This window comes from Caenibius sp. WL (assembly GCF_019803445.1).
Classification (GTDB): Bacteria; Pseudomonadota; Alphaproteobacteria; order Sphingomonadales; family Sphingomonadaceae; genus Caenibius.
In genome coordinates this window covers 961,732-986,418 of record NZ_CP081844.1, presented here as the reverse complement: position 1 = coordinate 986,418, position 24,687 = coordinate 961,732, and the positions used below count along the sequence as shown (strand labels likewise).

Sequence of the window (24,687 nt, the reverse complement as noted above, 5' to 3'; positions counted from 1 at the left end):
TCTCCCGCTTGCTTTTGTGTGCTGTCCTGCCCGCTATGCATCCGCGCTTCGTGACAGGATCAGGTCGTCCCATTCGACCACCGTGCACATGCGGTGGAAATCTGGGCTCTGCCACGGCGCGTTCACCTGCAAGCGGCCATGCTTGGCATTGACGTAGTAATTGCGATCCACGCCCCCTTCCGGAGTCAGTTGCAGGAGATTCGACGCTTCCTCGTCCAACGCGCGATTGTAGCGTTCGAACGCTTCGCGCTTCACTTCCACCCGGTCGGCACCCTGTTCGATCATCCGCATCATGCAGCGCCCGGCATAGGCAGCCCAGACCATGTACCATTGCGGCAGCCCCGTCCCGCCCGACAGCGGCTGCGAATTGGGACCATAAAGCATGAACAGATTGGGGAAATCGGGCACCATCATGCCGAGATAGGCGCGCGGGCCATCGCCCGCTTCCCAAGTATCGTGCAGATCGCGCGCGCCGGCACCGGTGTAACGCGCGGGCCAGAGGTATTTCGCGACTTCGAAGCCGGTGGCGGCGATGATGATGTCCACTTCCCGCACATGGCCATCCTCCGTCACGATCCCTTCCGGCACCAGCCGCTCGATGGAATCGCACACCAGTTCGACGTTGTCCCGCGTCAGCGCCTGATACCAGCCGTTATCCACCACCGGACGGCGGGAAAACGGCGCGTAATCCGGCACCAGCCGCTCGATCAGATCGGCGCGGCCACCGGTCTGCTGATGGATATACTGGGTCAGCGTGTCGCGCAGCGCATCATTGGCGGGATTCACTTTGCCGCCACTGGCCTGCCACGCGGCATCCGGCACTTGCAGCGCATGGATATCGAACAGCGCAGCCGTGGCCATATAGCGCCACCAGTTCCAGTAGCCCGGCAGGTTGTCGACCAGCCAGCTTACTTCCCGCTCCATCGGCGCGCCATATTTCTCACGCGGGCTGATCCATTGCGGCGTGCGCTGGAAGACGTGGACCTGCGCCGCATCGCGCGCCAGCGCGCGCAGCATCTGCACCCCCGTGGACCCGTTGCCGATAATCGCGATCCGCTTGCCCTGCAGGTCCAGCCCTTCGGGCCAGCGTGAGGGATGGACGATCAGCCCCCTGAAATCGTCCTTGCCGGGAAAATCGGGAATCCGGGGATTGGCGAATGTCCCACTTGCGGTGATGACGATTGTCGCGTGGGCGGTCCGCTCGCCCTCGGGCGTATCGAACCGCAGCGTCCAGCGGTTGCGCAAGGCATCGAACGTGCCAGATATCAGATCATGGCCGAACCGCGTGTGGGCCTGTGCCCCGTATTTGCGGGAGACGTGGTTCAGATAGCCGCGAACCGCCTCCCCCCGGCCGAAATGTTCATCCCACGGATACCGCTTCTCGAAGCTGAATTCGTAAGTGATCGACGGAGTATCGACTCGGATTTCGGGATAGCGATTGATCGACCAGGTGCCGCCCGCTTCCGGCTGCCGGTCGTAAACGGTGTAGGGAATGCCCAGTATCTCGCACTGTACGGCGGCTGCGATGCCGGAAAAGCCGCTGCCGATAATCGCCACGCTGAAGCCTTCCGGCACAGGGGGATGCTTCCCTTCCCATTCCACCGCAAAGGGGTAACGGCGGAATGCCGCGAGATCGCGGCGCGCCTCGAACTCGTCGTCCGTCATCGGCCGCCCGGTGGCGAGTGTCATCAGTTCGCGCAGACGAGCCGGTTCCGGCTCCGCGGGCATCTGGCCCGATGCGTTGTCCGCCAGCCAGGCAACGGCCCGGTCGATCAGCCCGGCCTTCTGCGCTTCGTCCATCTGCGCGGCCGGGGGCAAGGCCGCCAAGGCTGGGTCGTCCGTCATCTGATAGAGCGCCACGCGCACCGCATTCAGATCCGCCAGTTCCACCGCGCGCCGGATGAACGCCGTATCCACTGCCTCTATTGTCGCCATGCATCGTTCCCAGAACTTGTTTGCGTTGTTGCAATGTCGAATTTTGGCGCAGGCCGGTAGCCTGACTGCCCCTGTTCCGCCCTTTCGGAAAGCACACACCTGCCCATCGCGGCCCGCACGATACACACCGTTCCGGATAATCGGAAAGCGGGGCCTGCAAATTGACAGACCCCGGGTCATAAAGGCCAAGCAGAAGCGACAGGGGCCGGAACATGTCCGGCTGCAAGATGGACACACAATGAAGCTGGACCTGAACGAGCAGCAGGCGCTGATGTCTGCAACGGCGCTGCGTTTCTTCGACAACGACACCGTGGTGGCTCGGGCACGCGCAGCAAGTCACGTGGCCGATGCGGACCTGTGGCGCGAAACTGCCGAAATGGGTTTCGTCCAGATGCGCGTGCCGGAAACGGCAGGTGGGCTGGATGCGGGGCTGTTCGATGCGGCACTGGTCTGTGAAGCGGCCGGGCGCGGCGTTGCCCCGGTGCCGCTGGCGGACGGGATTGCCGCCTGCCGCCTTCTCGCCCTGCTCGGCGGGGCGAAGGCCCTGGCCCTGCTGGCAGAAAGCAGTGCCACACCGATTGCTTTCGCCCCCGTTGCAGGTGCGATGCAGATCGTGAACGAAGCTGGCGGAGTGCTGGCTATTGGCACGGATGGAAGCCGCCACCTGTTGGCGGAAGGTGAAGCGGCAACCACGGCCTATGCCGCTGCACGTGCCGAATGCACCATTCTGCGCGCCGCGTGGCTGGTTGGCGCTGCCGCCCGGGCCATAGAACTGGCCGCGGCCTATGCGTCCGAACGCAAGCAGTTCGGCAAGCCGATCGGCAGCTTCCAGGGCATTGCCCACCCCCTCGCCGAAGCGATCACCGATTGCGAAGGCGGGCGGCTGCTGGTGTGGAACGCCATCTGCGCCATCGCGAAGGGGCGCGGCAATTCCGCGGCCCTTGTCGCCATGGCCGACTGGTGGACAGCCCGCAGCGCCCGCATTGCCGTCACCCGCGCGCTGCGCACCTTCGGCGGCTATGGCCTGTCGACCGAATACGACATCCATCTCTATTTCCTCGCGATCAACCGCATGGCGCTGGCCGACGGCGATCCGGCACTGCGGCTGGCGCAAGTGGGGGAACGGCTGTGGGCAGGACAACGGATTCCCTTGCCCGAAGCGGGTGCCACTGGCATTGAAATGGGCATGGGTGAGGCGGCAGAAGCCTATGCGGACGAGGTGCGGCGTTTCTTCGAGGAAGCGATGACACCGAACCTGCGCGCCCATGCCCACCATTCCACCGAAGGGCACGATCCCACTTTTCATCGCCAGCTCGCCGCCGCCGGCTTCGCCTATCCGGACTGGCCACGCCAATGGGGCGGGGAAGAACGCAGTGCGATGGAAATCACCGCGCTGGGCCGGGTTTTCGAACAGTTCCGGTGGACCCGCGTGCCGATCGGCTGCACCAACATGGGCGCGCGCATGGTGATGAAGTTCGGCACATCGGAATTGCAGGCCGAAGTGCTGCCCCGCCTCGCCGATGGCAGCGCCCTGTCCTGCCTCGGGTTTACGGAACCGGAATCGGGATCGGACATGTATGCCGCACGTACCCGCGCGGTCCGCGATCGGGACGGCAGCGGATGGATCATCAGCGGGCAGAAGATGTTCACCACCGGGGCGCATCTGTCCGATTATGTCCTGCTGCTGGCCCGCACCGATCCCGACGCGCCCAAACATGCGGGGCTGACGATCTTCTTCGTGCCGATGGATCTGCCCGGCGTTTCGGTCCAGCCGGTCCACACTTTGCAGGACGAACGGACCAATATCACTTTCTACGACGAAGTGCGGGTGCCCGACCGCTACCGGCTAGGCGAAGTCAACGGCGGCCTGGCAGTGATGGCGGCCGCGATGGAAATCGAACATGGCGGCGAAGGCTATCACATCCACCATCACAGCCTGATGGAAGCGGCGGAAGAATGGGCCATAGCACCCGGCCCAGACGGCGAACGACCGATCGATCGCCCCGATGTGCGTGTCCGCCTTGCCGAAACCCGCACACATCTTGAAATCGCGGACCTGCTCTGCCGCCGCGCGACGCAGGCCGGGGCGGATGGCACACTGGGCCGGGCGACGGGCCCGATGGCCAAGCTGTTTGCGACCGAAAGCTATATGCGCGATGCAGCGGATCTGGTGGCTCTCACCGCCCCCGCCTCGCTCGCTCATCTCACCCCGGCCCTCACGGAGATCGAAAGCATGCACAGGCAATCCATCGGCCAAACGATTTATGGCGGCACCAGCGAAGTGCACAAATCGATCATCGCCCAATACGAACTGGGGATGCCGCGATGACCGGCGCCGTGCCCGACCGGGGCCTGACCGGGAAAGTCGTGCTGATCGCCGGTGGCGGCGGCATCGGGGACGAGGCGGCCCGACGGCTTGCTGCGGAGGGATGCCGGGTCGTCCTGGGCGATATTGTCCTTTCCGCGGCCGAGGAAGCCGCCGAGGCAATCCGCCAAGCTGGCGGCGATTGCACCGCCGTGCGCTATGACCAATCGGATGAGGCTTCGGTGCAGGCATTGGTGGACGCCGCAATCGCTACGTATGACCGGATCGATCACCTGTTCGCCAATGCGGCGGACATGCACGCGCTGCAGGAAGACAGCAACGTTCTCGACATCGATATGGGCATTTTCGACCGCACGGTGGCGGTCAACATGCGCGGTGCCGTGCTTGTAACCCGTTATGCCCTGCCGCAGATCATCGCGAACCGGGGAGCTATCGTCTATACCAGTTCCGATGCGGCGCATGTCGGCGAGCCGCAGCGTGTCACTTATGCCATGACCAAATCCGCGATCAACGCGCTGATGCGCCATGTCGCCAGCCGCTGGGGCCGTGAAGGCGTGCGCGCCAATGCAATCCTGCCCGGGCTCGTCCTGACTCCGCAATTGCAAAGCCGGATGGATGATGCGCAGCGTGCGATGGCGGTGGAAGGCACGCGAAGCTTCCGGGCCGGGGAAAGCCGCGATATCGCAGCCATGGTCGCCATGCTGATGTCGCGCGACGGGGAATGGATCACCGGTCAGACGCTATCGGTCAACGGCGGCGTGACCATGCGCCCCTGATCTGATCTCAAACGCCCCGCGCCCTTCCAGCAATCCGGAAAAAGCATGGCGCGGCATTGAAACGCATGCCTCACCCCGCTTTGCTGCGATGAAGAGGGAGGCGACATGCGCGTACTGGTCATCGGAGCGACAGGCTATCTCGGCGCACGTATCACCCGCTGTCTGAGCGATGCGGGCCTTGCAGTCAGCGGCCTCAGCCGGTCGGCGGGCAAGGATGCGATCGTCGCAGAAGCTGGCGGGCAGCCGCTGCGTGGCGATCTTGCCGATAGAGATGGTGTTCTTGCCTTGGCCCGCGAACATGATGCGGTGATCTACGCTGCCCAGCTTCCACTGGAGGAAGAGTTCGCCTGCCTTTCCGCTCTCACCGCCGCGCTGAAAGGCACAGGCCGCACGCTGATCTTCACCAGCGGAACCGGTCTGCTATCCCAACGCACCGATGGCCGCTGGAGCGAGGATACCTTCGCCGAAGACGATGCCTTCGTCCCTTCAAAATATATCGGAGAGCGGCTGATCACCGAAACGTTGGTGCGCACGGCGGGCTGGTCGGGCACGGTGCGGGCCATGGTGGTCCGGCCACCCATGATCTGGGGCCACGGCGGCTGCGGCCATCTGCGCCATTTCTACCGCGATGCCGGAACGCTGGGCGAAGTCGGCTATCTCGGCCCTGGCCTCAATCTCTATTCCAACGTCCATGTTGACGATCTGGCCCAAGTCTATCGCCTCGCGCTGGAACGGGGCACGGCGGGCGCGCTCTACCATGCCGTGGCGGGGGAAGTGAATAACCGCACGCTGGCCGAAGCGGTCGCCCGGGACATGGGCGTGCCTGCACGCAGCATCGATTTTGCCGACGCGGTAGAACGCTGGGGCAAGTTCGCCACGCTGATCGGCATGGCCACTTGCAGCCGTTCGCGCAGCCCGCGCACGCGGCGCGAACTGGGCTGGCAACCGCACCACGAGGATATCATGAGCGATATCGGCCATGCCGTCTACCGCGCACATGCCGCCCAACCCGCGCAGAAACAGGACATATCGGGCCCGCGCTGACCGTATGCATCGGGCCCTGCCGGAAAGAGAGGAATCCCATGAAAAACTGCGAACAACGCTATGACACCCCCGATCTGCCCCGCGATCAGCGGCCCATTCGCCTGGGCTCGCTCCTTTTCACCATGGTCGAGCCGCGGCCGGGATACGAAGTTGCCTACAATCGCTGGTACGAACGCGATCATTTCTACAGCGGCTGCATGATCGGGGAATGGACGCTGGCGGGCAACCGCTTCGTTGCGACGCGGGAAGACAAGGGCAAACGGATCGGCAACGGTTCGCGCCCGGTAGAGCAAGGCTCCTACCTCGCGCTTTACTGGATTCTTGACGGGCATCACGCCGATTGGGATCGTTGGGCGGTGCGGCAGGTCAAAGACCTTCACGCACAGGGCCGGATGTTCCAGGAACGCGATCATATCCACACCGGCTTCTATCGCTTCAACGAAGAATACAATGCACCCGGCAGCACCATGCCGATCGAGCTGGCGCTCGACCGTCCTTATGGCGGGGTGGCCGCATTCCTCGTCGATCTGGCACCGGGCAAGAGCAAGGCGGATGTCGCCGCGTGGCTCCGTGCGCAGGAGTGCCCCGGCGATGTCGCGATGATGGGTTCTCCCATGCCGCTCGACCCGACCCGCCCGGCGGACGTACCGGCCAGCGAAGGCAATCACGTGCTGTTCCTGAGCTTTACCGTCGAGGCTCCACAGACGATTTGGGAAGACCGCTATCTCCCGTTCGCCCACGCCTTGGATAGCGCAGGGCTCGGCTCGGTGTCCTTCGCTTCCCCCTTTCGTGCCACCGTTTTCGGCACCGATACCTATACCGATCAGTTGGAATAAGCGGCCAAGGCCAATCATACGGGCGGCCGGGCCGCCCGTTCCACAAGCAGGTCTCAGCCCTTGCTTTTCTTGGTCGCCATGACGCGCGGATCGAACAGATTGGCCGCCATCCATCCGCCGTCCACCAGCAGGGCATGGCCCGTCACATAAGTCGACAGTTCCGAAGCCAGGAACAGCACCGCCCCGGCCACCTCGCGCGTCGTGCCCGCCCGCCCGATCGGAATCACGCTTTCTTCCATCACAGCGCGCGATTCCGGCGTTTCCGGCAAACGGGGGGTGGTGATGCTGCCCGGCACCACCGCGTTGACACGCAGATTCTGGCGCCCCCATTCGGCCGCCATCGATTTGACCAGATGCATGAGCCCCGCTTTCGCAGCGCCATAAGCCGCATGATAGGGCGCACCCTGCAGGCCATCGACCGAGCCCACGCAGACCAGCGAACCGGCCACGCCGCGCGCAATCATCGATTGGGCGGCCGCCTGCGCCGTGGTGAAGAAATAGCGCAGATTGCGGTTCTGTTCGGAATCCCATTCCTCCGGGCTGACATCGAGCAACGGCTTGAACAGTGCCTGCCCGACGATGGTGACGAGGATATCCAGCCCGCCAAGCGCCTGCTCTGCCTCTCGCACCGCGCTGCGCACGGCCTCATCCTGAAGGATATCCGCCGTGATCGCGATCCCCTTGCGGCCCACCGCCCGCACCGCATCGGCCACATGCTCCGCCCGGTCCGCCTCGTTGTCCAATACCGCGATATCGCACCCGGCTTCGGCCAGCAGCAGCGCGCTGGATTCCCCCATGCCACGACCGCCGCCAACGATGAGCGCTTTCTTGCCTTCCAGGCCGAACATCGACACCGTCATTCTCATCTCCTCCCAAGATCATGCGCGAACAGATACCAAGCCCGCGGACTTCGCCATACCCGTCCCTACATCCGGGCCGCGCCACCATGATAGCGGGGCATGGCGTTTTCCGCCCATGCGGAGGCAGAAGTGGGGCCGGTTTCCGGATGGCCGGAAAATCCCGCTGATCCGTTGATCGGACCCGCGCTCTGCCGCTCCTTGGCGAAAATCTGGCGCACGCGCGGAAACGGAGAAATATGTCCCAGGAGCAGCATACGCCCGCTTTCGCCATGACGGGCGCGCCACCCATTCCACCAGCCGCCACCGGTGGTGCCGGGCAAGTGCTCGCCCGGCGCAAGCTGATGCTGTTCCTGCTCGCCGTGATCTACACGCTCAATTACCTCGACCGCCAGATCGTCGTGATTCTGCAAGAACCGATCAAGGCCGATTTCGGACTGGCCGACTGGCAGCTCGGGCTGGTCACGGGCGGAGCTTTCGGCCTGTTCTACACGTCGCTCGGCATCCCGATCGCGCAGTGGATCGATCGTGGGATCAATCGCGTGCGCCTGATCGCCGTGCTGACCGCCGGGTGGAGCGTGATGACCATCCTGTGCGGCATCACCCGCAATTTCGGCCAGTTCTTCCTCGCCCGCATGGGGGTGGGTCTGGCCGAAGCGGGCTTTACCCCGGCCGCGCATTCGCTGCTGTCCGACATGTACCCGCCCCGCGAACGGCCGCAGGCGATGGGCCTGTTCGCCATCGGCGTGCCTGTGGGCATCATGGCTGGGCTCTCGCTCGGCGGCATCGTCGCGCAGCTGACGGACTGGCGTACCGCGCTGTTCGTTGCTGGTGCCCCAGGTTTGATCGCCGCTTTTCTGCTGCCGATGCTCACGCGTGAGCCTTTGCGCGGCGGCATGGATGACACTCCGCCCGCGGCGGCCAGCCCGGTCGGTTTTGCCGAAGCCTTACGCATTCTCGCCCGGCGCCGCGCCTTCGTTCATGTCCTGCTCGGCGCGTCGGTCTGTTCCTTCGCGCAGGCCGGGGTCATGGCGTGGCTGCCCAGCTATCTGATCCGGGGGCACGGCATGAATCTGGCGGAAGCCGGGTTGAGCCTCGGCCTGTTAAGCGGGCTGTGCGGCATGGCGGGAACGGTCGCGGGCGGCTGGCAGGCTACCCGCTTCGGCGGTCAGAAACCCCAAGGGATGCTGTGGATACCGGTCGCCGGTACGCTGGCGATGATTCCGCTGCAATGCCTCGCGCTGATGGCGGGCAGCGGGCAGGCCATGCTCCTGCTCATGATCGTGCCGCTGATCTTCGGCGGGCTGTGGACCGCCCCGTCCATCGCTCTGTCGCAAGGGCTCGCCCCGGTCGCGATGCGCGCACGCGCCAGCGCCATATACGTCGTTTTCGCCAATCTCGTCGGCGTGTCGATGGGGCCTCTGGTACTCGGCATCCTGAGCGACAGTTTTGCCGCACTGCGTGGGGACGCCGCGACCGGCTTGCGCGATGCGTTGATCTGCGTCACTTTCACGCTCGCCTGGGGCGCGCTGCACCTGTTCCTTGCCGCGCGTCACCTGCAACGCGAAACACGGGAGAACGCCGCCGGGCAGTCCTGACACAGGCCGTCCCCCGCCCATGGACACCCCTCCGCGTCAACCGCCCCCACCCGCTTCCGACTATCTGGAACGGCACAGGTTGGGGCTCTTCCCGATCCGCACGTTGCGCCATCGCGACAAGCAAAGGAGATCATCATGGCTGAATACATCCTCTATTCCGCCGAGGCCGGAATCGCCACGATCACGCTGAACCGGCCCGAGCAGCGCAATGCCCAGAACCAGCTTTTCCTCGAACAGTTGAACGCCGCCTGGGAGCGGGCGGCAGAGGACGAGGCGGTGCGTGTCATCCTGTTGCGCGCCGAAGGGCCACATTTCTCCGCCGGGCACGATGTCAGCCCCGAAGCGATCCGCGAAGGATCGTTTCGCCGGATCGCAGGCACCATTCCGGAACGCGGCCTGCTGGGCATTCATGAATGGGAAGCAAAGTATTACCTCGGCTATTCGCGCCGCTGGCGCGATATTTCCAAGCCTTCCATCGCGGCGGTTCAAGGGGCCTGCATTGCAGGCGGACTGCTGTTAGCCTGGCCTTGCGACCTGATCGTGGCGGCGGACGACGCGCGCTTTTCCGATCCGGTGGTCCTGATGGGCATCGGCGGCGTCGAATATCACGGGCACACCTGGGAACTGGGCGCGCGCAAGGCGAAGGAAATGCTGTTCACCGCCCGCCCTATCGATGCGGCGGAAGCGGAACGGCGCGGCATGGTCAACCGCGTGGTGCCCCGCGCCGATCTCGACAAGGAAAGCCGCGCGCTGGCCGAAGAAATCGCACGCATGCATCCTCATGCGCTGGCCATGGCCAAGCGGGCAGTCAACCAGACGCTCGATGTCATGGGCCAGCAGGCGGCGCTGCAAAGCTGCTTCGATATTCACCAGCTCGGCCATGCCTCGGCCTATGCGCAGACTGGCCAGTTCATCGTTTCAGGCATGGAAGCGGTGAAAGGCAAGGCATGAGCATCCTGACGCGGATAGACGGCGGCATCGCCCGGCTGACGCTCAACCGGCCGGACCGGCTCAACGCGCTGACCATGGCGATGCTGGAGGAGATCGGCGCCACGTTGCGGCGCTGGTCCACCGATCCCGCCGTGCGCTGCGTCGTGCTGGCCGGGGCCGGGCGGGGGTTTTGCGCCGGGCACGATCTGTTGGACAGCGGCAAGGAAGAGCGTGACGCGCCGATGCGCCCCGACGAGGCGGCAGCGATTCTTTCCCTCCATGGCGAAATTCCGGTGCTTCTACGCCGCATGCCCAAGCCCACACTGGCTTGCATCCGAGGGCCGGTGGCCGGCAGCGGCATCGTGATGGCAGCCGCCTGCGACCTGCGCATCGCTTCGCGCAGCGCGCGCTTCAAGCTGGCTTTCGCCAGCGCGGGCCGCTGCGGCGATCCTGGCGGCAGCTACCTCCTCACCCAATTGCTCGGCGCGGCGCGGGCGCGCGAACTGTTCCTGCTGGACGAGCCGGTGGGTGCCGAGCGCGCGCTGGCCATCGGCCTGATCGCGAAACTGGTGGAAGACGATGCGCTGGACGAGGCCTGCAATGCGCTGGCCTCGCGGCTGGCGAACGGCCCGACCAGCGCCTTTGCCGCGATGAAGCGCAATCTCAACGCCGCCGCAGATATCGGCTTTGAAGAAAGTATGGCCGCAGAAGCCAACGCCAACGCCACGATCAGCCTGCTGTCCCACGATGCGGGAGAAGCGGCCAAGGCGTTCCTGGAACGGCGCGAGCCTCGTTTCCTCGGCCGATGAGCGCCTGTTTGCCCCGTGCGTTCCACCTATCCGGAAAGGCCGGGAGTCAGATTGCGGAACGGCCCGCACAGGTGGGAAAGGCATGGTATGAAACTGGCCTTGCACGGCCGATGCTTTGGTGACGATATGAGTACGAAACTTCCTTTCCCCGTCTATGATGCGGACAACCACTTCTACGAGCCGGAAGACGCTCTGTTTCGCCATCTGCCCAAGAAATGGCACAAGGATTTCCGCTTCGTGGAAATCGATGGACGCAAACGGCTGGCCATCAATGGGCAGATTTCGGATTACATTCCCAATCCGACTTTCGAACGCGTGGCTGCACCCGGCACGCACGTGAAGTACTACAAGGCGGACAATCCCGAAGGGTTGAGCCTGCGCCAGTTGACCGGCGCGCCGGTGGTGCCTCCACCGGCATGGCGTTACGGGCAGGAACGGCTGGCGGTGCTGGACGAGCACGAAATCCACGCTGCGCTGATGTTCCCCACGCTGTTTTCGGTAATCGAGAACCGCATGTCCTACAATCACGACTTCCTGCACGATGCGCTGCACGCGCTCAACCAGTGGACGGCGGAAGAATGGGGCTTCGCCCGCGAAGGCCGGATTTTCGCCGTGCCGGTGGTTTCGCTAGCGGACATGGATCGGGCGCTCGCCGAAGTCGACTGGCTGATCAAGGAAGGCGCGCGCACTGTGTGCATCCGCCCCTCCCCGGTGCCGGGCTATCGCGGCGGACGCTCCATGGGCCTGCCCGATTTCGATCCGTTCTGGGCCCGCATCAACGAAGCCGGGATTTTCGTCTCGATCCACGCTTCGAACTCGGATTACGACAATCTCATCACCATGTGGACCGGCGGGGCCGAATGGCTGCCGTTCGAATCCGATCCTTTCGTCAATTGCCTGCGGATCATCGAACGCGCCATCGCCGACACGATCGCAGCGATCATCTGCGGCGGGGTGTTCGACCGCTTTCCCGATGTGCGGGTGGCCAGCGTGGAAAACGGCGCCAAATGGGTGGCCCCACTGATCGATACGCTGCGCCATGTCTATGGCCAGATGCCGCAGAAATTCAAAGCGGACCCGGTGGAGACGTTTCACCGCAATATCTTCGTCGCACCTTTCGTGGAGGACAATTTCGAGGAACTGGGCCGGCACATGCAGGTCAACCGCATCCTTTTCGGCAGCGATTTCCCGCATCCCGAAGGGGCAGCCCATCCGCTCGATTTCCTCGACGAACTGACCACGTTCGACATGGCCGCGAAAGAGCGTATCATGTCGTTGAACCTCAAGGGGCTCCTGGAAGGCAGGCGGGATTGAGCGTGGAGCGGGATGTCATCGATCAACTGCGCGCAACGCTGCGCGACCGGGCGAACGAGCGCGGGATAGAATATGCCAGCCAGTGGGCAAGCTGGGGCGAGATAGCGCGCTACGGCGACGCGGTGGCGGCCGCGCTGGACGCGGCGGGCTGCCCGCCAGAGGCCCGCGTCGGCATCGTCATCCGCAACCGGATCGCCCATGCGGCGGCAGTGGTCGGCCTTCTGGCCCATCGCCGCTCGATCAGTTTCATTTATCCCTTTCTTCCACGCGCGGCGATGGCGGAACATCTGACCGGTCTGGGCGCGGGCGCGATCCTGGCCGACACGGAAGACTGGCCCGCATTCGAGGAAACCGTGGCTGCGCAAGGCATGGCCGGAATTGCCCTGGGTAGCCTGCTGGCCGGCCCACGCCCCGTGCCGGGGCTGGAACGCAGCACCGGAGCATCGAGCCCCGCCGAAAGCAGCGATCAGGGCACGATCGAAGTGTTGTCGAGCGGCACCACCGGCACGCCCAAGCGGATCGCCATGCCGCTGCGTCTGCTCGAACGGGCAGTGCTGAGCGCCCCTGGCGGCGAAGCCGGCGCGGCGCCGGAAGTGCAGATCAATATCTGGCCGCTAGGCGGGGTGGGCGGGGTCTGCCTGCTGACCGCTGCCGCAGTGCATGGCACTCCGCTGGTGCTCATGGAACGTTTCACAGTGGATGCGCTGGTCGATGCCCTGCGCCGCCACCGGCCTTCAACACTGGGCCTCAATCCCACCGCCATCGCCATGATCATGGATGCCGCTGTCGCCCCGGAGGACATGGCAAGCGTACGGTCCGTTTCGGGCGGTTCGGCCTATCTCGATCCCGATCTGCAGGACCGGTTCGAGGAACGGTACGGTATCCCGATCCTGTGGGGTCTGGGCGCAACCGAGTTCTGCGGCACGATCGTGCGCTGGACGCCGCAGATGCGGGCCGAATTCGGCACATCCAAGCGTGGCAGCGCGGGCTTGCCCATGCCCGGTGTATCAGTGCGCGCGGTCGATCCGGAAACGGGTGATCCCGTCCCCACCGGAAGCGAAGGGCTGATGGAAGTGCACTGCCCCGCCGTTCGCCCTGACTGGGTACGGACAACCGATCTGGTCATGTTGGACGAGGACGGGTTCCTGTTCCATCGCGGCCGGAACGACGGAGCGATCGTGCGCGGCGGGTTCAAGATCCTGCCGGAACGCGTGGTGGACGTGCTCCGCCAGCATCCGGCAGTGGCCGATGCCTCGGTCGTGGGACTGGCCGATGCGCGCTTGGGCGCGGTTCCCGTCGCCGCGGTGGAACTGCGCGCGCAGGCGCAACCTGTCGACGCGGCGGCGCTGACCGCATGGCTGCGCGAGACGTTGCCGCCCACCCACGTTCCGGCGCAGATTCGCATTGTCGATGCCCTGCCCCGCACCCCTTCGCTCAAAGTGAGCCTTCAGCACGTGAAAGCGCTGTTCGAAACGCAGGACGCATGAAACCGGTGCGATGCGCGGACCGTTTTCGCAGCCAATCAGCGCCACTTGCCCTTGCGGTTCGATCAGCCGGGCGATAGGATCGAAGCCAAGCGGACAGAGCCCGGCGCAGACCGGGCCGCTTTGCCGAACATTGGGAGATGGAGAAAGACATGGGTTCCCAGTCGTCGCGGACCGAGGGCCAGTTCGTCAGCCGCAGCAAAGTCAAATCCTGCGTGCGCACGCTTGAGGTTATCGAGTATTTCATGCGGCAGCGCCGCCCCGCGCGCACGATCGAAATCAGCGAAGCGCTCGGCATCCCGAATTCCAGCGCTGACGAGATTCTGCGTACGCTCGCGGCCGCCGGTTATCTCAGCTATAGTCAGGCCACCAAGCTTTACGCCCCGTCCTACAAGCTGGTGGCGAGCGCTTATTCTATCGAGCAGGATTTCTTCGGCGGCGGCCATATCGCCGCGATGATGCATGAAATGCAGGAAGAAACTGGCGCAACCATCTTCCTCACGCATCAGAACGACTGCTGGCTGGAAAGCGTGGCAGAAATCCACGGATGCTGGACCCATCCTGACAGCGAACCGGGCTATCGCAACGAAATGGTGTGGTTCGAACGGAACAGCTGGCGCCCCGGCACCAATTTCGCCGCCGCGATGCTGGCCCAGCAATCCAATGTGGCGATCATCCAGCTTGCCACCCGGGCCCAGCGCCTGGGCCTGGGGCCCAAGGGCCCCACTCTGATGAAGAACCTGATCGACCGCGTGGCCCGCACCCGGATACAGGGCTACGCCTTGTGCCGGCGGAGCGCGGAAGCACCGGTGGATTCCATCGCTATTCCGCTGCCCCTGCCCCATGGTGTGGCATCGCATGCGGTGGGCGTGGTCGGCGATCCATTGTTCCACAGCGATGGTGATGTGCGCCGGATGCTGTCGGCGATGCAGGCCGTCATCTGCCGCCACAGCGATAGTTTGCGCCGCAGCGGGTTGCAGCTTCAATAGGATCGGCGGGGCGCAACGAACCGTTCCCCCGCTCCTTTCCGTTCAATCAGCGGCTTCTTCCCGCAATTCGCGGCGCAGCGCCCGCACCGCCAGAACCCAGTGTAGCGCTGCCCAGATAAACAGCAGCGTCATCACCGCCAGGGCATTGCGCAAACCAATGGCATTGCTCCCGGCGTCGGTCGCGAACCAATCGCTGAGCGCCCCGGTCAGCAACGGACCGAGCGCCATGCCCACCAGATTGGCGGCAACGATACGCAGCGCGGCCGCCCGCGCCCGCATGGCCACCGGGGCGAGGTTCTGGGTCAAGGCAATGGCAGGCGCGGTCCAGAACGCGCCGAGTATCGTTGGCAGGATCAGCAAGGCCAGCGCGGTCCGGCCATCGGGAATGTAGAGCACGGCGAGGTATAGCGGGATGCACAGCAGCAGGCCTGCAATCGGCACCCACAGCATGCGATGCATTCCCTTTCGCCCGAGATAGCTGCCCTGCCAGCCACCCGCCATCGTGCCGATGATCCCACCGATCCCGGCAATCAACCCGAAACCAACCCCAACCTGCGAAAGGGAGAAGCCGTGCGCCCGGATCAGGAAAGACGGCATCCATGAGGTCATGGCCATTTCGACCAGCGCGGTCACCGCTGTGCCCGCGATCACGTGAACGAAGGCTGCACGCCGCCCCAGTATCCTTGTCGCCCGCCACAGCGAAACCGGGGGTGCAGCCTGTTCCTGCACCGCCCGTTCTGCCTCGCTCGCACCCCGCGCCGGTTCGCGCGCGAATGTTGCGAACAGCATTGCCACGATCAGACCCGGAAATCCGGCCACGAACAGGGCGACCCGCCAATCGGTCTGATGCGCCACGATCCCGCCGATCGCCATGCCCGCCATGACCCCAATCGGCACGCCGATGGAAAACAGGCCCATGGCCCGCGGGCGCTCATCGCGGGAATAGAGATCGGAAATCAGCGCCTGCGAAGCCGGGGCAAACCCCGCTTCCGCCAGGCCGACCCCCATGCGCGCGAGAAAGAAGGAGCCGTAGCTGCGCGCCAATCCGCACAGCGCGGTCAGGGCGCTCCATACGGCCAGCATCCCGGCGAGCAGCCGCACCCGGTTGCCTCCACGATCGACCCAATGCGCGATCGGCACCCCCATCAGCGTGTAGAACAGCCCGAAGGCCCCGCCGGTCAGCAAGCCGAGTTGCCAGTCCTGCAAGCGAAATTCGCTCTTGATCGGCTCCTGCAGGATCACGACGATCTGCCGATCGAGATAATTGAGCGTATAGATCACGCACAACAGCACCAGCATTATCCGCCGCCGCGCAGGCGTGATCAGCATTATCCCCCGAACAGGCGGAGCCGGATCATTCACCGCCATCCCGGCATCGTGCGCGATTTCATTCTTGGCCAACATGTCGTTCCCGCTCCAGCCCACTTAGCCATGGTTTGGCGAAAAGGGCCCCCGCCCCCTCGCTCGCCTTCGTCAGTCCGCGCTCGCGCCGAAGCGATAGCGCAGCGAAGCGCCATACATGCGCGGTTCGCCGTAGAGCGACGTCGTGAAACCCGTCGCCGTGTAGAGCCCCGGATAGCGATGCACGCGGTAGAGCTTGTTGGTCACGTTGGTGCCGAACACCCGCAGATCGAAATTCGATCCCATGACTCCGTTCCATTCGAACGACAGGTCGAGCTTGCCATAGGACGGTATCCAGGCGTTGGGATCATCCTTCTCCGTCCGCGTGGCGGACGTGTAGATCCGGTCGACCCAGCTATAGTTCGCGCCGAACACCAGCGATCCCGCATCGCCCGATAGCGGCACTTCATAGCGCGCGCCGAGATTGAGCAGGTTCTTCGGCGTGAGATTGTAGGGAATGCAGGAGAAATCGAACGTCTGCGGTACGCCGTAGGTCAGCGCCTTCTCGCCATCGCAGGTATCCACCCGGTTCTGCAACGATGTGCCGCTGAGCGCCTGATTGAACTTCTTGTACTTCGCCTTGATATAGGAATAACCGCCGGTCAGCCGTAACCCTTCGACCGGTTGCATGACCAGTTCCAGTTCGAGCCCGTCCATCACCGCTTTTTCGGCATTGAACACGACCGCGCCCTGATCCAGCCCGGTGGTGTTGCCCACCACCGCGCAGCGCGCCGGCCTGGTCGGCTGGTCACACCCATTGGGTACGTTGAGCGCGGCCGATTTCTGGATATCGCTGTAATCGACGTGGAAGATGTTGGCGTTGAGCCGAACCGGCATGGCGCCGAGATCGAAATCGGATTTGAAGCCCGCTTCATAGCTGGTGACATATTCAGGCTTGGCCGTCATCTGTAGCGGGTCAGGACTGGTGTAGTTGAAAGCCCCGGCCTTGTAGCCGCGCGTGACTTTGCCATAGAGCAGCAAACTGCGGCTTGCCTGATAGTCGAGGCCGACCGTCCAGGTGGTCGCGGCGGACTTCAGCTTGTCGCCTTCCACCACCGGAGCCACGACATAATCGTCCGCGAACCGCGAACCGGTGAGATCGTCCCAGGTCCGGCGGATGCCGCCAGTGAGGCGCAACCCATCCAGCGCAGGCCCGAAAGCCCCGAAATCCAATGTTGCCTGTGCGAAAATCGCCTTTGCCGTGGTCTTGATGAAATAGAACCGCCCGGCCGAAACAGTGCCGGAATTGAACGAACCGGTGGCCTGCAACCCTTCCGGCTTCTGGCGGCTGTAGAACCCGCCGATGACGTATTCGAGCTTCTTGTCGAGCGCCGAGCCCTGCACTTGCAGTTCCTGGCTGAACAGGCTCTGGTTCGTCACATTCACCGGATCGCCGGGCTGGCCCACCAGCCAGTCGGGTGCCTGCGCGCTGGCGCCAGCAGTGGTGAACGGCGGGCTGTTCGACAACAACGGCAGGATCGAACCGTCCAGTTCCCAGTTGAAATTCTGCTTCAGCCGTTGATAGCCGGTGATGCTCTTGAAGCGCAGCGTATCGGACAGATCGATATTGAGCGTGTTGACCAGGCCCCATGCCTTGGTCCGCTCGAATGTATCATGGTTCATCGCGGTCCTGCGTGCGCCCAGCGCGCGCTGCCGTTCCAGCACTTGCCGGGAAAGACTGTTGCCCGTCTGGATATAGCGGGCCAGATCCGATGTGAGACTGACCGGTGTTCCGGGATAGTTGAGATTGTACGTCGCCGCCCCGACCAGCGTGCCGACGCTGAAATCCATGTTGTTGTTCAGCGCATCGGCACGCAGGCCGTCAAGCACGAAGCCCGAACCGTTATCGTGCGACTTGCCGTAATATCCGACAAGGTAATTCTCGATTCCGTCGGTCGGCTTGAACAGCACACCGATCCGGGCATGCCAGTAATGACGGTCGTCATAATCCTTGCCCGCGAAGCCGGCGCTCGGCGAACAGCGGCCCAGCGTACCTTCCGGCGGCATGCCGCAGATCGTGTTGATCTGATATCCGCCCGCCTTGCTGTAGGCTTGTGGGCCGACATCCTTGGTATAGCCGTCGCGATCCATCTTCTTGAACGAGGCGCGGATCGCCAGCTTGTCGTCCACCAGCGGCAGATTGACCGCCCCTTCGAATTCGCGATCCTTGTAGTTTCCGATCTGCGCCTGCACATAACCATCGAATTCGTTGGTCGGCTTTTTCGGGCCAAGCAGCACCGCCCCACCCGTTGTGTTGCGCCCGAACAGCGTGCCCTGCGGTCCGCGCAGGACCTGCATCGATTCCAGATCGAAAAACATCCCCGGAGCGCCCTGGATAGCGGTGATGCCGCCCTGGATCAGGGGCACGTCATTGAAATAGTTCACCACGCCGACCGGGGCGAGATAGGTCTGCCCCTGGCCGCGAATGACGATCACTTCGACATTGCGCGTGGTCCCGGCAGAAGACACGAAAACCGAGGGGACCTTACCGGTAAGATCGGCGCCCGTGCCGATGCCCAGCTCACGTATCTGCTCCCCGGTTACTGCGGTGATCGCTACCGGCACCGTCTGCGCGCTTTCCTCGCGCCGGTTGGCGGTGACGATGATATCCGCGATCCCACTGCCGCTGATGCCACTGTTGGCCTGCGCCTGCCCATCCGGCCCTGTCTCCTGTGCCTGCGCCGCGTTCGCGGCCAACAAGCTCAGCGTCAGCGCCGATACCGCCGTGCAGCACAACGCGTTCCTCTTGCCCAACATCGCATTCTCCCATTATTTTATATAATTGATTTAATTGAAATTATTACGAAACATCGCACCTGCGAAGCATGCCCCGGCCGCACTCTCCGGGGCCGGGGCAAGGTTGTTTCAATGCCCTCCTACGATCCGTCCTGTGTCACGGCGTTGCGCGGATCGGTGAACCATTCGGGCAGATCGAGCGGCACATCGGGCAACTGCTCCACCCCCCGTTCGCGTCTCAAGGCTTCGAACCCTTCCGGATCGGCGGGAAACGATCCAGGATCGCCCATCATGATCATGTAGGATTTGCAGCCGTCAGGCCCGGCAATGAAAGGGCCGAACGTGTCGCCATGGTCCAGTGCGATATGCGTCCCCGGCCCACAAACGCGATCGCCGCAGGTCATTTCCCCGTCCAGCACGAACACGATGTGATCGCTGTTGTGGCCATGGGCGCGGATCATCATGCCTGGGCCCCATTCGGCGTAGAGCGACATGTAGCGCGGGTTCCATTCCATCCACTTCTCGCGCGCTTCCACTTCGCGCCCGGCGATGCTCTGCCGGCGCACAATCTGCCATTTGTGATCCTTCAGCTCGGTGAAGCGGGCCTTCTCGTTGATGCCCGGCAGCGGATACTGCGTGTTCTCTCGCGCCATTGTCCTCTCTCCTCCGCTCTTCCATTTCGCTATCCGATCCCGGTGGCCGCTGGATGATGGGAGAAGCGGCCACCGGGCGGGGTATGTGCGCGCACCGCCCTCAATCCGGCATGCGCGGCCCCCGAGGCGGGTGGCCCACCAGAGCCACGCGCTTCATGATCCGTCTCGTGTCGTAATCCGCGATCGCGCAGTGCAGCGCAGTGCGGTTGTCCCAGAAAGCCACGTCGCCTTCGTTCCAGCGAAACCGGACCTGGAATTCCGGCCGCTTCACATGCTCCAGCAGGAAAGCCAGCAGCATCCGCCCTTCTTCCTGCGAAAGGCCGATAATCTCGGTCGTCCAGTTGGCATTGACGTTCAACGCGCGGCGTCCGCTGACCGGATGCACTTCGACCAGCGGATGCACGGCGGTGGGCCAGCTTTCCAGTTTGTCGCCCACGGCGTTCTGCACATCGCGGCTGCGCGCCGCCAGCGGCCGGATCGAATGGAGCGCGGAAAGCCCGTCGATCAGATCGCGGATTGGCTTCGACAGCGCTTCGTATGCCGCCACCGAACTGGCCCAGCAGGTGTCGCCACCCACTTCGGGCCGCTTCACGCATTGCAGGAGCGATCCCATCGGCGGCGCTTCCAGATAGGTCCGGTCGCGATGCCAATACTCCGCGCCCCGCCCTTTGGCGGAATCCGTATCCATCACCAGCACTTCGTGATTAGCGCCGGGTTTCGGCTGGATTTCGGAGATATCGAGCGTGCCGAAATAGCGCCCGGCCCGCATGTGCTCCTCGTCGGACAGCACTTTCTGGTTACGAAAGAAGACAACGCAGTTGGCGTGCAACGCATCAAGAATCGTGCGCACGCTTTCTTCCGGCAGTTCCTGCGACAGGTCGACACCGTGGATTTCCGCACCGATGGTGCCTGTCAGCTTTGTTACTTCGATCATGAAATATCCTTTCGCGGCAGGTCAGGCAGCGCCGGGGGAAACGATCTGGCCGGGCAAGGCGCCGGTCAGTTGGCCATCGCGGACGATCGGCACGCCGTTGACGATGGTGGCCTTGATCCCGTTGCCGAGCGCTTTCCACCGGCCGATATTGCCCGGCAGATCACGAACGAATTCCTTGCGCCAAGGGCCGATGGTCTCCGGATCGAAAATCATGATATCCGCCCAGCCGCCGACTTTGAGCGTGCCGCGATCGCCGAAGCCGAGCATGGCGGCGGGAACCTGGGTAATCTGGCGGATGCCCTCTTCCAGCGTCCAGCGCTTGCGGTCGAGCACCCAGGTGCGCAGGAAGAACGAGCTCCAGTCCGCCCCATCATCCTTATGCAGATGCGCGCCCCCATCGGACACGCCCACGATCATGTTCGGATGGACTTGCGCGACATTGACCGCCTCGGTCCAATCCGCCGTTTCGGTGCGCCAGCGGAACTTCGCGGCGAAATCCTCGTCCAGCGCGAGATCGAGGATCGCATCCATCGGCGCAATGCCGCGTTCCTCCGCGATCCGCTGGATCGACTGGCCTTCCGCCCACTTGTTCCGTGCGTGATTGACGTGATCGACATAGACATTCGGCCACTGCGGCGGCGGCAGCGTAGTGCCTTTGTCCGGATCGCGATTGCAGTTTTCCACCGCATGGCGAACACGGTCGCGCCATTCCGGGTCCTGCAGCGCGGCTCGGCGATCGTCTTCCGGCAGGTTGAGCAGTTCGTGAAAAGCGAAGCAGGCGCGATAGTGGACGTTGTTCGGCCCGATTTCCACCGTCCGGTCGAACGGGCGCGTCATCAACAGCGAATAGATCGGCACCCCTTCCTCGTTCGCACGATTGAGAAACCTTTCCGCCTCGGCCCAGCCCGCCGTCGGTACATCGACCTTGCTGCGCCCTCCCAGCCCCTGAATCACGACCGGCACGCCGCCCGCCTGCCCCAGTTCCAGCAGGAGATGCAGATCGTCATCGGTAATCCCGCTGATCACGCTGGCCGGAAGATAGCAAAGCGAGCCTGGGCGAACGCGCCCGGCGGTCGCCGCCAGCGCAATCAGCTCCTCCTTCGCCGCCTTGCGCGAAGGCACCGGCCTCCCTTTGATATCCAGATGCGTCGGTGCGGCCGATGATGACAGGCCGGAAGCCCCTGCTTCCATCGCTTCCGCCACGATCCGCTGCATTTCGGCTATTTCAGCTTCGGTTGCCTCACGCTCGTAGCTGTCCTCGCCCATGACCCAGCGGCGAACGTTCGAATGGCCGACATAACAGGCGAAGTTGACGCCCAGATTGCCTTTCAGCGCATCGAGATATTGCGGGAAGGTCTCAAACTTGTCCCACGGCACACCGCTCAGGGCGATGGGATTCATGTCTTCCACGCTGGCGAAGATATCCGTCAGAAACTCGGTATCGTCATGCCGCACCGGCGCGGCGGAAAAACCGCAATTGCCCGCCAGAACCGTAGTCACCCCGTGGAAGCACGACATTGTCGCATAGGGATCGAACGTGATCTGCGGATCATAATGGGTGTGCGGATCGACGATGCCGGGCGCCACGATCATGCCTGCGGCTTCGATTTCCTCCTTGGCGATGCAATCATCCAGATGGGCCAGCGCGGCAACTTTACCGTCCTTTACACCGACATCCACCCGCCTGCGCGGCAGGCCGGTACCATCCACCACAAGACCATTCCGTACGATGAGATCGTACTCCACCACCTGCTTCTCCCATTTTGTGTCCGGCGTGCCCCGTCCTGTCAGGCAAGATCGGGGCGAATTCTGGCTAGCCGGTATAGGGGAAGAATGAGTGCAGGCCTGATTGAGTCAAGTTTTTTTCCAATAATAGAAAAATGATTATCCATTTGAGGTCAAAACTCCGGAAGGACGGAAAAATGGCCCGCCGGATCGCCCCCGACAGCAGCAAGAGCACGCCGTTCAACAGCGAGAGGAACCCATGCGGAGAATGGGAAGGATTCGCGGATCGCCGTCCGCTTATCCCGATGGCGGACACGATGCGGGGTGTGTGCGTCCGCGCTCCGGAGCCGTTTCGTCAGCGCAGTGGATGTTTGCCTGGTCGGAAATCTGTGCCCACGCGCCCCGCCTCAGGGCATTGGAAATGCACGGCCTGCGAGAAAATCGCCCAGACGATCACAGACCGTGCGCAGCTTCGCCCCCATCGCCGCAACCGCAGCCCCTTTCAAAGGCTTGTCGAAGCCCACCAGACTCAACCCGAAAGCCACCTGATCAGGCTGCCGAAACACCGGCGCGGCGACATAGGCGAGATTGTAGTCGGCGGCAGGATCGATCTCGGTCAGCGCATAGTCTGTCTTGCCGACCTGCGCCTGCAATTCCAGCGCCCGTTCCGAACCATCGAGCGGCACTTTGCGAACGCCAAAGGCGTATCGATGCTGGCGCACAAATTCCAGTGACTTGCGCAGGACAACCCTGGCTTCCGCGCCCAGCGCCGGATTTGCGCCGTTCAACCAATCGTCCACCTGCGCTTCATCCCAGGCGAGAAACAGGTTTCCGAGCGGCGCGGTCAACGACAGGACCGGTTTTCCCGGCGCGCTCCACGCGACATGCGAGAGTGCCACGGCCCGCTCGCGCACGATAACTTTCTCCCCATCGAGGAAGAATACCGAACAGACGACATCGAATTCATCGGCCAGTTGGCGCATTTCCGGCCGGACGACCTGCATCAGCAACTCGGGTGCCAGAGCGCCTTCCGCCAGCCTGCATACCGCCGGACCGAGAACATAGGTTTTCGCCGCCGTCCGATAGACATAGCCCGATTCCGTCAGCGCTCCGAGCAGGTTGTGGCAGGTCGCACTGCTGATCCGCAAAGCCTTGGAAATTTCGGTCAGAGTGAAGGCCTGACCCGTGTGGCCACCCAGAAAATTCAGAACCGCAACGGCGCGTGCGATAGGGGGAGATTGTTGGGCCATTCGTCGAAAACACCTCAGTGGCTTGCGGTAGCAACCTTCGCCAACACACGCCAGAGCAGGATCAATCGATATTTTGAAGTTTTTTTCCAAATTTGTTGAAAATTTTTGCCGCCACTCTCAAGAAATTCCTGCTGATGGCGATATGCGACCGGGATAGTTCGCAGCGAGCGAGCGCCTGATACCATCCCGCCAGTCCACCTTGCAAGGGCCGGTGATCGCAAGGCGCTTGCCGTTGTGCACGCCCGAGCCAAGCGAAGCGCCCGGCACTGGCCGTACCTCGATTGCTGGGGCGATACCGAGCAATTCACCCGCATATGCCGCGATATCCTGCACGCTGATCATCTCGTCCCCTGCCCAGTTCACGATTGTCGCCGGGACACTCGCCGCATCGAGAAGAGGCCCGACATGGGCCAGCATATCATCGTCATGGATCACATTATAAGGGCACGGATCCCAGCGCGTCACGACCGGCCTGTTCCCCGCCACCGCACGCGCCACAAGAACCGGCAGGCCGCCCCGCGGACCATAGGATGCCCCCATGCGCGCAATCGTAACGGGAATATTGAACTCTCGCGCACAAAAGCGGGCAACCGCTTCCTGAGCAATCTTGGCGATCGAATAGGTGGGCATCGCCGGCAACAGGATATCACCCAACGGGTCGTCTTCACGGAAGGGATGCCAAGGGTCCGAATGCGGTTTGTAAACCGACACTGTGGACATCACCAAGGCCGCTTCCACCGCGCGGCAGTGCGAGAGCAGCAAGCCCGTACCCTCGGCATTCACCCGTATCGCCCGATCGTAATCATCGCCGCTGATCGTGGCCGCAAGATGCAGCAAATGGGTGAAATCACGCGGCAGTTCCGAAAAGTCCGGATCGGCAAGATCGACACGCAGCGTTCTGATGCCGGCGTCCTCGCATTCACGGCGCCGGGCCTCATCGCTGAACCGGGCGACACCCCACACCTCGTTGCAGCGCGCCAGTTCTCGCGCCAGCGGAAAAGCGATCTGCCCGGCCGGGCCCGTCACCAGTATCTTGCGCCCTTCGATCATCGGCTTCCCAACACGCTTGCCGCACCCGGAAAAAGGGCAC

Annotated in this window: 20 protein-coding genes; 10 read left to right on the top strand and 10 right to left on the bottom strand. The window is 63.5% G+C overall.

Translation table 11 applies throughout. The features are described 5' to 3' along the window. Window positions 1–33: 33 nt before the first annotated feature. A complete protein-coding gene (locus K5X80_RS04690; protein ID WP_222559690.1) occupies window positions 34–1,935 on the bottom strand; it encodes a flavin-containing monooxygenase in 1,902 nt (633 codons plus the stop codon). 238 nt (window positions 1,936–2,173) lie between these two features. Here K5X80_RS04690 and K5X80_RS04685 point away from each other — a divergent pair, with 238 nt between their 5' ends. The 4 genes from K5X80_RS04685 to K5X80_RS04670 all read left to right on the top strand — a co-directional run bounded on the left by K5X80_RS04685 (window position 2,174) and on the right by K5X80_RS04670 (window position 6,917). Further along, on the top strand, window positions 2,174–4,264 hold the full coding sequence (locus K5X80_RS04685) for an acyl-CoA dehydrogenase family protein (RefSeq protein ID WP_222559689.1): 2,091 nt from the start codon (window positions 2,174–2,176) through the stop codon (window positions 4,262–4,264). Next, complete coding sequence (locus tag K5X80_RS04680) at window positions 4,261–5,037, top strand: SDR family NAD(P)-dependent oxidoreductase (RefSeq protein WP_222559688.1); 777 nt, start codon at window positions 4,261–4,263, stop codon at window positions 5,035–5,037. Before K5X80_RS04685 ends, K5X80_RS04680 begins: the two co-directional genes overlap by 4 nt. A 105-nt stretch (window positions 5,038–5,142) precedes the next feature. Continuing rightward, the gene (locus tag K5X80_RS04675; RefSeq protein ID WP_222559687.1) at window positions 5,143–6,081 is read left to right on the top strand and encodes an NAD-dependent epimerase/dehydratase family protein; all 939 of its coding nucleotides are present in this window, start codon (window positions 5,143–5,145) and stop codon (window positions 6,079–6,081) included. A gap of 38 nt (window positions 6,082–6,119) precedes the next feature. Beyond that, window positions 6,120–6,917, top strand: coding sequence for a hypothetical protein (locus tag K5X80_RS04670; protein WP_222559686.1), 798 nt, complete (start codon window positions 6,120–6,122; stop codon window positions 6,915–6,917). Window positions 6,918–6,970: 53 nt separating this feature from the next. On the opposite strand, the gene K5X80_RS04665 is transcribed toward K5X80_RS04670, so the two are convergent. Together K5X80_RS04665 and K5X80_RS04660 are read right to left on the bottom strand one after the other, a co-directional pair. Beyond that, window positions 6,971–7,777: an SDR family NAD(P)-dependent oxidoreductase gene (locus K5X80_RS04665; protein ID WP_222559685.1), complete on the bottom strand. Its 807-nt coding sequence runs from the start codon at window positions 7,775–7,777 to the stop codon at window positions 6,971–6,973. A gap of 65 nt (window positions 7,778–7,842) precedes the next feature. Next, the gene (locus tag K5X80_RS04660) at window positions 7,843–7,995 is read right to left on the bottom strand and encodes a hypothetical protein (protein ID WP_222559684.1); all 153 of its coding nucleotides are present in this window, start codon (window positions 7,993–7,995) and stop codon (window positions 7,843–7,845) included. 18 nt (window positions 7,996–8,013) lie between these two features. Between K5X80_RS04660 and K5X80_RS04655 the strand changes: the two genes are divergently transcribed. From K5X80_RS04655 to K5X80_RS04630, 6 genes are all read left to right on the top strand, one after another. After that, a complete protein-coding gene (locus tag K5X80_RS04655; protein WP_222559683.1) occupies window positions 8,014–9,372 on the top strand; it encodes a spinster family MFS transporter in 1,359 nt (452 codons plus the stop codon). A gap of 135 nt (window positions 9,373–9,507) precedes the next feature. After that, on the top strand, window positions 9,508–10,323 hold the full coding sequence (locus tag K5X80_RS04650; protein ID WP_222559682.1) for an enoyl-CoA hydratase: 816 nt from the start codon (window positions 9,508–9,510) through the stop codon (window positions 10,321–10,323). Further along, the gene (locus tag K5X80_RS04645; RefSeq protein WP_222559681.1) at window positions 10,320–11,111 is read left to right on the top strand and encodes an enoyl-CoA hydratase/isomerase family protein; all 792 of its coding nucleotides are present in this window, start codon (window positions 10,320–10,322) and stop codon (window positions 11,109–11,111) included. The genes K5X80_RS04650 and K5X80_RS04645 overlap by 4 nt, the downstream gene beginning before the upstream one ends. Before the next feature lie 126 nt (window positions 11,112–11,237). After that, window positions 11,238–12,425 (top strand): amidohydrolase family protein, encoded by a 1,188-nt coding sequence (locus tag K5X80_RS04640; protein ID WP_222559680.1) that lies wholly within the window; start codon window positions 11,238–11,240, stop codon window positions 12,423–12,425. A 2-nt stretch (window positions 12,426–12,427) separates the two neighbouring features. After that, window positions 12,428–13,912: an ANL family adenylate-forming protein gene (locus tag K5X80_RS04635; RefSeq protein ID WP_222559679.1), complete on the top strand. Its 1,485-nt coding sequence runs from the start codon at window positions 12,428–12,430 to the stop codon at window positions 13,910–13,912. Window positions 13,913–14,061: 149 nt separating this feature from the next. Next, window positions 14,062–14,898, top strand: a complete 837-nt coding sequence (locus K5X80_RS04630) for a helix-turn-helix domain-containing protein (RefSeq protein ID WP_222559678.1) — start codon at window positions 14,062–14,064, stop codon at window positions 14,896–14,898. Between the two features lie 42 nt (window positions 14,899–14,940). Here K5X80_RS04630 and K5X80_RS04625 read toward each other — a convergent pair whose 3' ends face one another. The 7 genes from K5X80_RS04625 to K5X80_RS04595 form a co-directional block, all read right to left on the bottom strand. Continuing rightward, window positions 14,941–16,302, bottom strand: coding sequence for a spinster family MFS transporter (locus K5X80_RS04625; RefSeq protein WP_222559677.1), 1,362 nt, complete (start codon window positions 16,300–16,302; stop codon window positions 14,941–14,943). A 69-nt stretch (window positions 16,303–16,371) separates the two neighbouring features. Beyond that, the gene (locus K5X80_RS04620) at window positions 16,372–19,056 is read right to left on the bottom strand and encodes a TonB-dependent receptor (RefSeq protein WP_222559676.1); all 2,685 of its coding nucleotides are present in this window, start codon (window positions 19,054–19,056) and stop codon (window positions 16,372–16,374) included. A 119-nt stretch (window positions 19,057–19,175) separates the two neighbouring features. Then, complete coding sequence (locus K5X80_RS04615) at window positions 19,176–19,688, bottom strand: hypothetical protein (protein ID WP_222559675.1); 513 nt, start codon at window positions 19,686–19,688, stop codon at window positions 19,176–19,178. A 100-nt stretch (window positions 19,689–19,788) separates the two neighbouring features. Then, the gene (locus tag K5X80_RS04610; protein ID WP_222559674.1) at window positions 19,789–20,622 is read right to left on the bottom strand and encodes a TauD/TfdA dioxygenase family protein; all 834 of its coding nucleotides are present in this window, start codon (window positions 20,620–20,622) and stop codon (window positions 19,789–19,791) included. A gap of 21 nt (window positions 20,623–20,643) precedes the next feature. Next, window positions 20,644–22,368: an N-acyl-D-amino-acid deacylase family protein gene (locus tag K5X80_RS04605; protein ID WP_222559673.1), complete on the bottom strand. Its 1,725-nt coding sequence runs from the start codon at window positions 22,366–22,368 to the stop codon at window positions 20,644–20,646. 386 nt (window positions 22,369–22,754) lie between these two features. After that, complete coding sequence (locus K5X80_RS04600; RefSeq protein ID WP_222559672.1) at window positions 22,755–23,597, bottom strand: IclR family transcriptional regulator; 843 nt, start codon at window positions 23,595–23,597, stop codon at window positions 22,755–22,757. A 117-nt stretch (window positions 23,598–23,714) separates the two neighbouring features. Further along, window positions 23,715–24,647, bottom strand: a complete 933-nt coding sequence (locus K5X80_RS04595; protein ID WP_222559671.1) for an NAD-dependent epimerase/dehydratase family protein — start codon at window positions 24,645–24,647, stop codon at window positions 23,715–23,717. Window positions 24,648–24,687 lie beyond the last annotated feature (40 nt).

Coding starts and splice junctions, on each gene's coding strand:
- K5X80_RS04655 (WP_222559683.1), top strand. CDS start 8,014: ATGTCCCAGGAGCAGCATACGCCCGCTTTCGCCATGACGGGCGCGCCA.
- K5X80_RS04610 (WP_222559674.1), bottom strand. CDS start 20,622: ATGATCGAAGTAACAAAGCTGACAGGCACCATCGGTGCGGAAATCCAC.
- K5X80_RS04645 (WP_222559681.1), top strand. CDS start 10,320: ATGAGCATCCTGACGCGGATAGACGGCGGCATCGCCCGGCTGACGCTC.
- K5X80_RS04640 (WP_222559680.1), top strand. CDS start 11,238: ATGAGTACGAAACTTCCTTTCCCCGTCTATGATGCGGACAACCACTTC.
- K5X80_RS04650 (WP_222559682.1), top strand. CDS start 9,508: ATGGCTGAATACATCCTCTATTCCGCCGAGGCCGGAATCGCCACGATC.
- K5X80_RS04630 (WP_222559678.1), top strand. CDS start 14,062: ATGGGTTCCCAGTCGTCGCGGACCGAGGGCCAGTTCGTCAGCCGCAGC.
- K5X80_RS04620 (WP_222559676.1), bottom strand. CDS start 19,056: ATGTTGGGCAAGAGGAACGCGTTGTGCTGCACGGCGGTATCGGCGCTG.
- K5X80_RS04615 (WP_222559675.1), bottom strand. CDS start 19,688: ATGGCGCGAGAGAACACGCAGTATCCGCTGCCGGGCATCAACGAGAAG.
- K5X80_RS04670 (WP_222559686.1), top strand. CDS start 6,120: ATGAAAAACTGCGAACAACGCTATGACACCCCCGATCTGCCCCGCGAT.
- K5X80_RS04665 (WP_222559685.1), bottom strand. CDS start 7,777: ATGACGGTGTCGATGTTCGGCCTGGAAGGCAAGAAAGCGCTCATCGTT.
- K5X80_RS04690 (WP_222559690.1), bottom strand. CDS start 1,935: ATGGCGACAATAGAGGCAGTGGATACGGCGTTCATCCGGCGCGCGGTG.
- K5X80_RS04685 (WP_222559689.1), top strand. CDS start 2,174: ATGAAGCTGGACCTGAACGAGCAGCAGGCGCTGATGTCTGCAACGGCG.
- K5X80_RS04625 (WP_222559677.1), bottom strand. CDS start 16,302: ATGTTGGCCAAGAATGAAATCGCGCACGATGCCGGGATGGCGGTGAAT.
- K5X80_RS04600 (WP_222559672.1), bottom strand. CDS start 23,597: ATGGCCCAACAATCTCCCCCTATCGCACGCGCCGTTGCGGTTCTGAAT.
- K5X80_RS04675 (WP_222559687.1), top strand. CDS start 5,143: ATGCGCGTACTGGTCATCGGAGCGACAGGCTATCTCGGCGCACGTATC.
- K5X80_RS04595 (WP_222559671.1), bottom strand. CDS start 24,647: ATGATCGAAGGGCGCAAGATACTGGTGACGGGCCCGGCCGGGCAGATC.
- K5X80_RS04680 (WP_222559688.1), top strand. CDS start 4,261: ATGACCGGCGCCGTGCCCGACCGGGGCCTGACCGGGAAAGTCGTGCTG.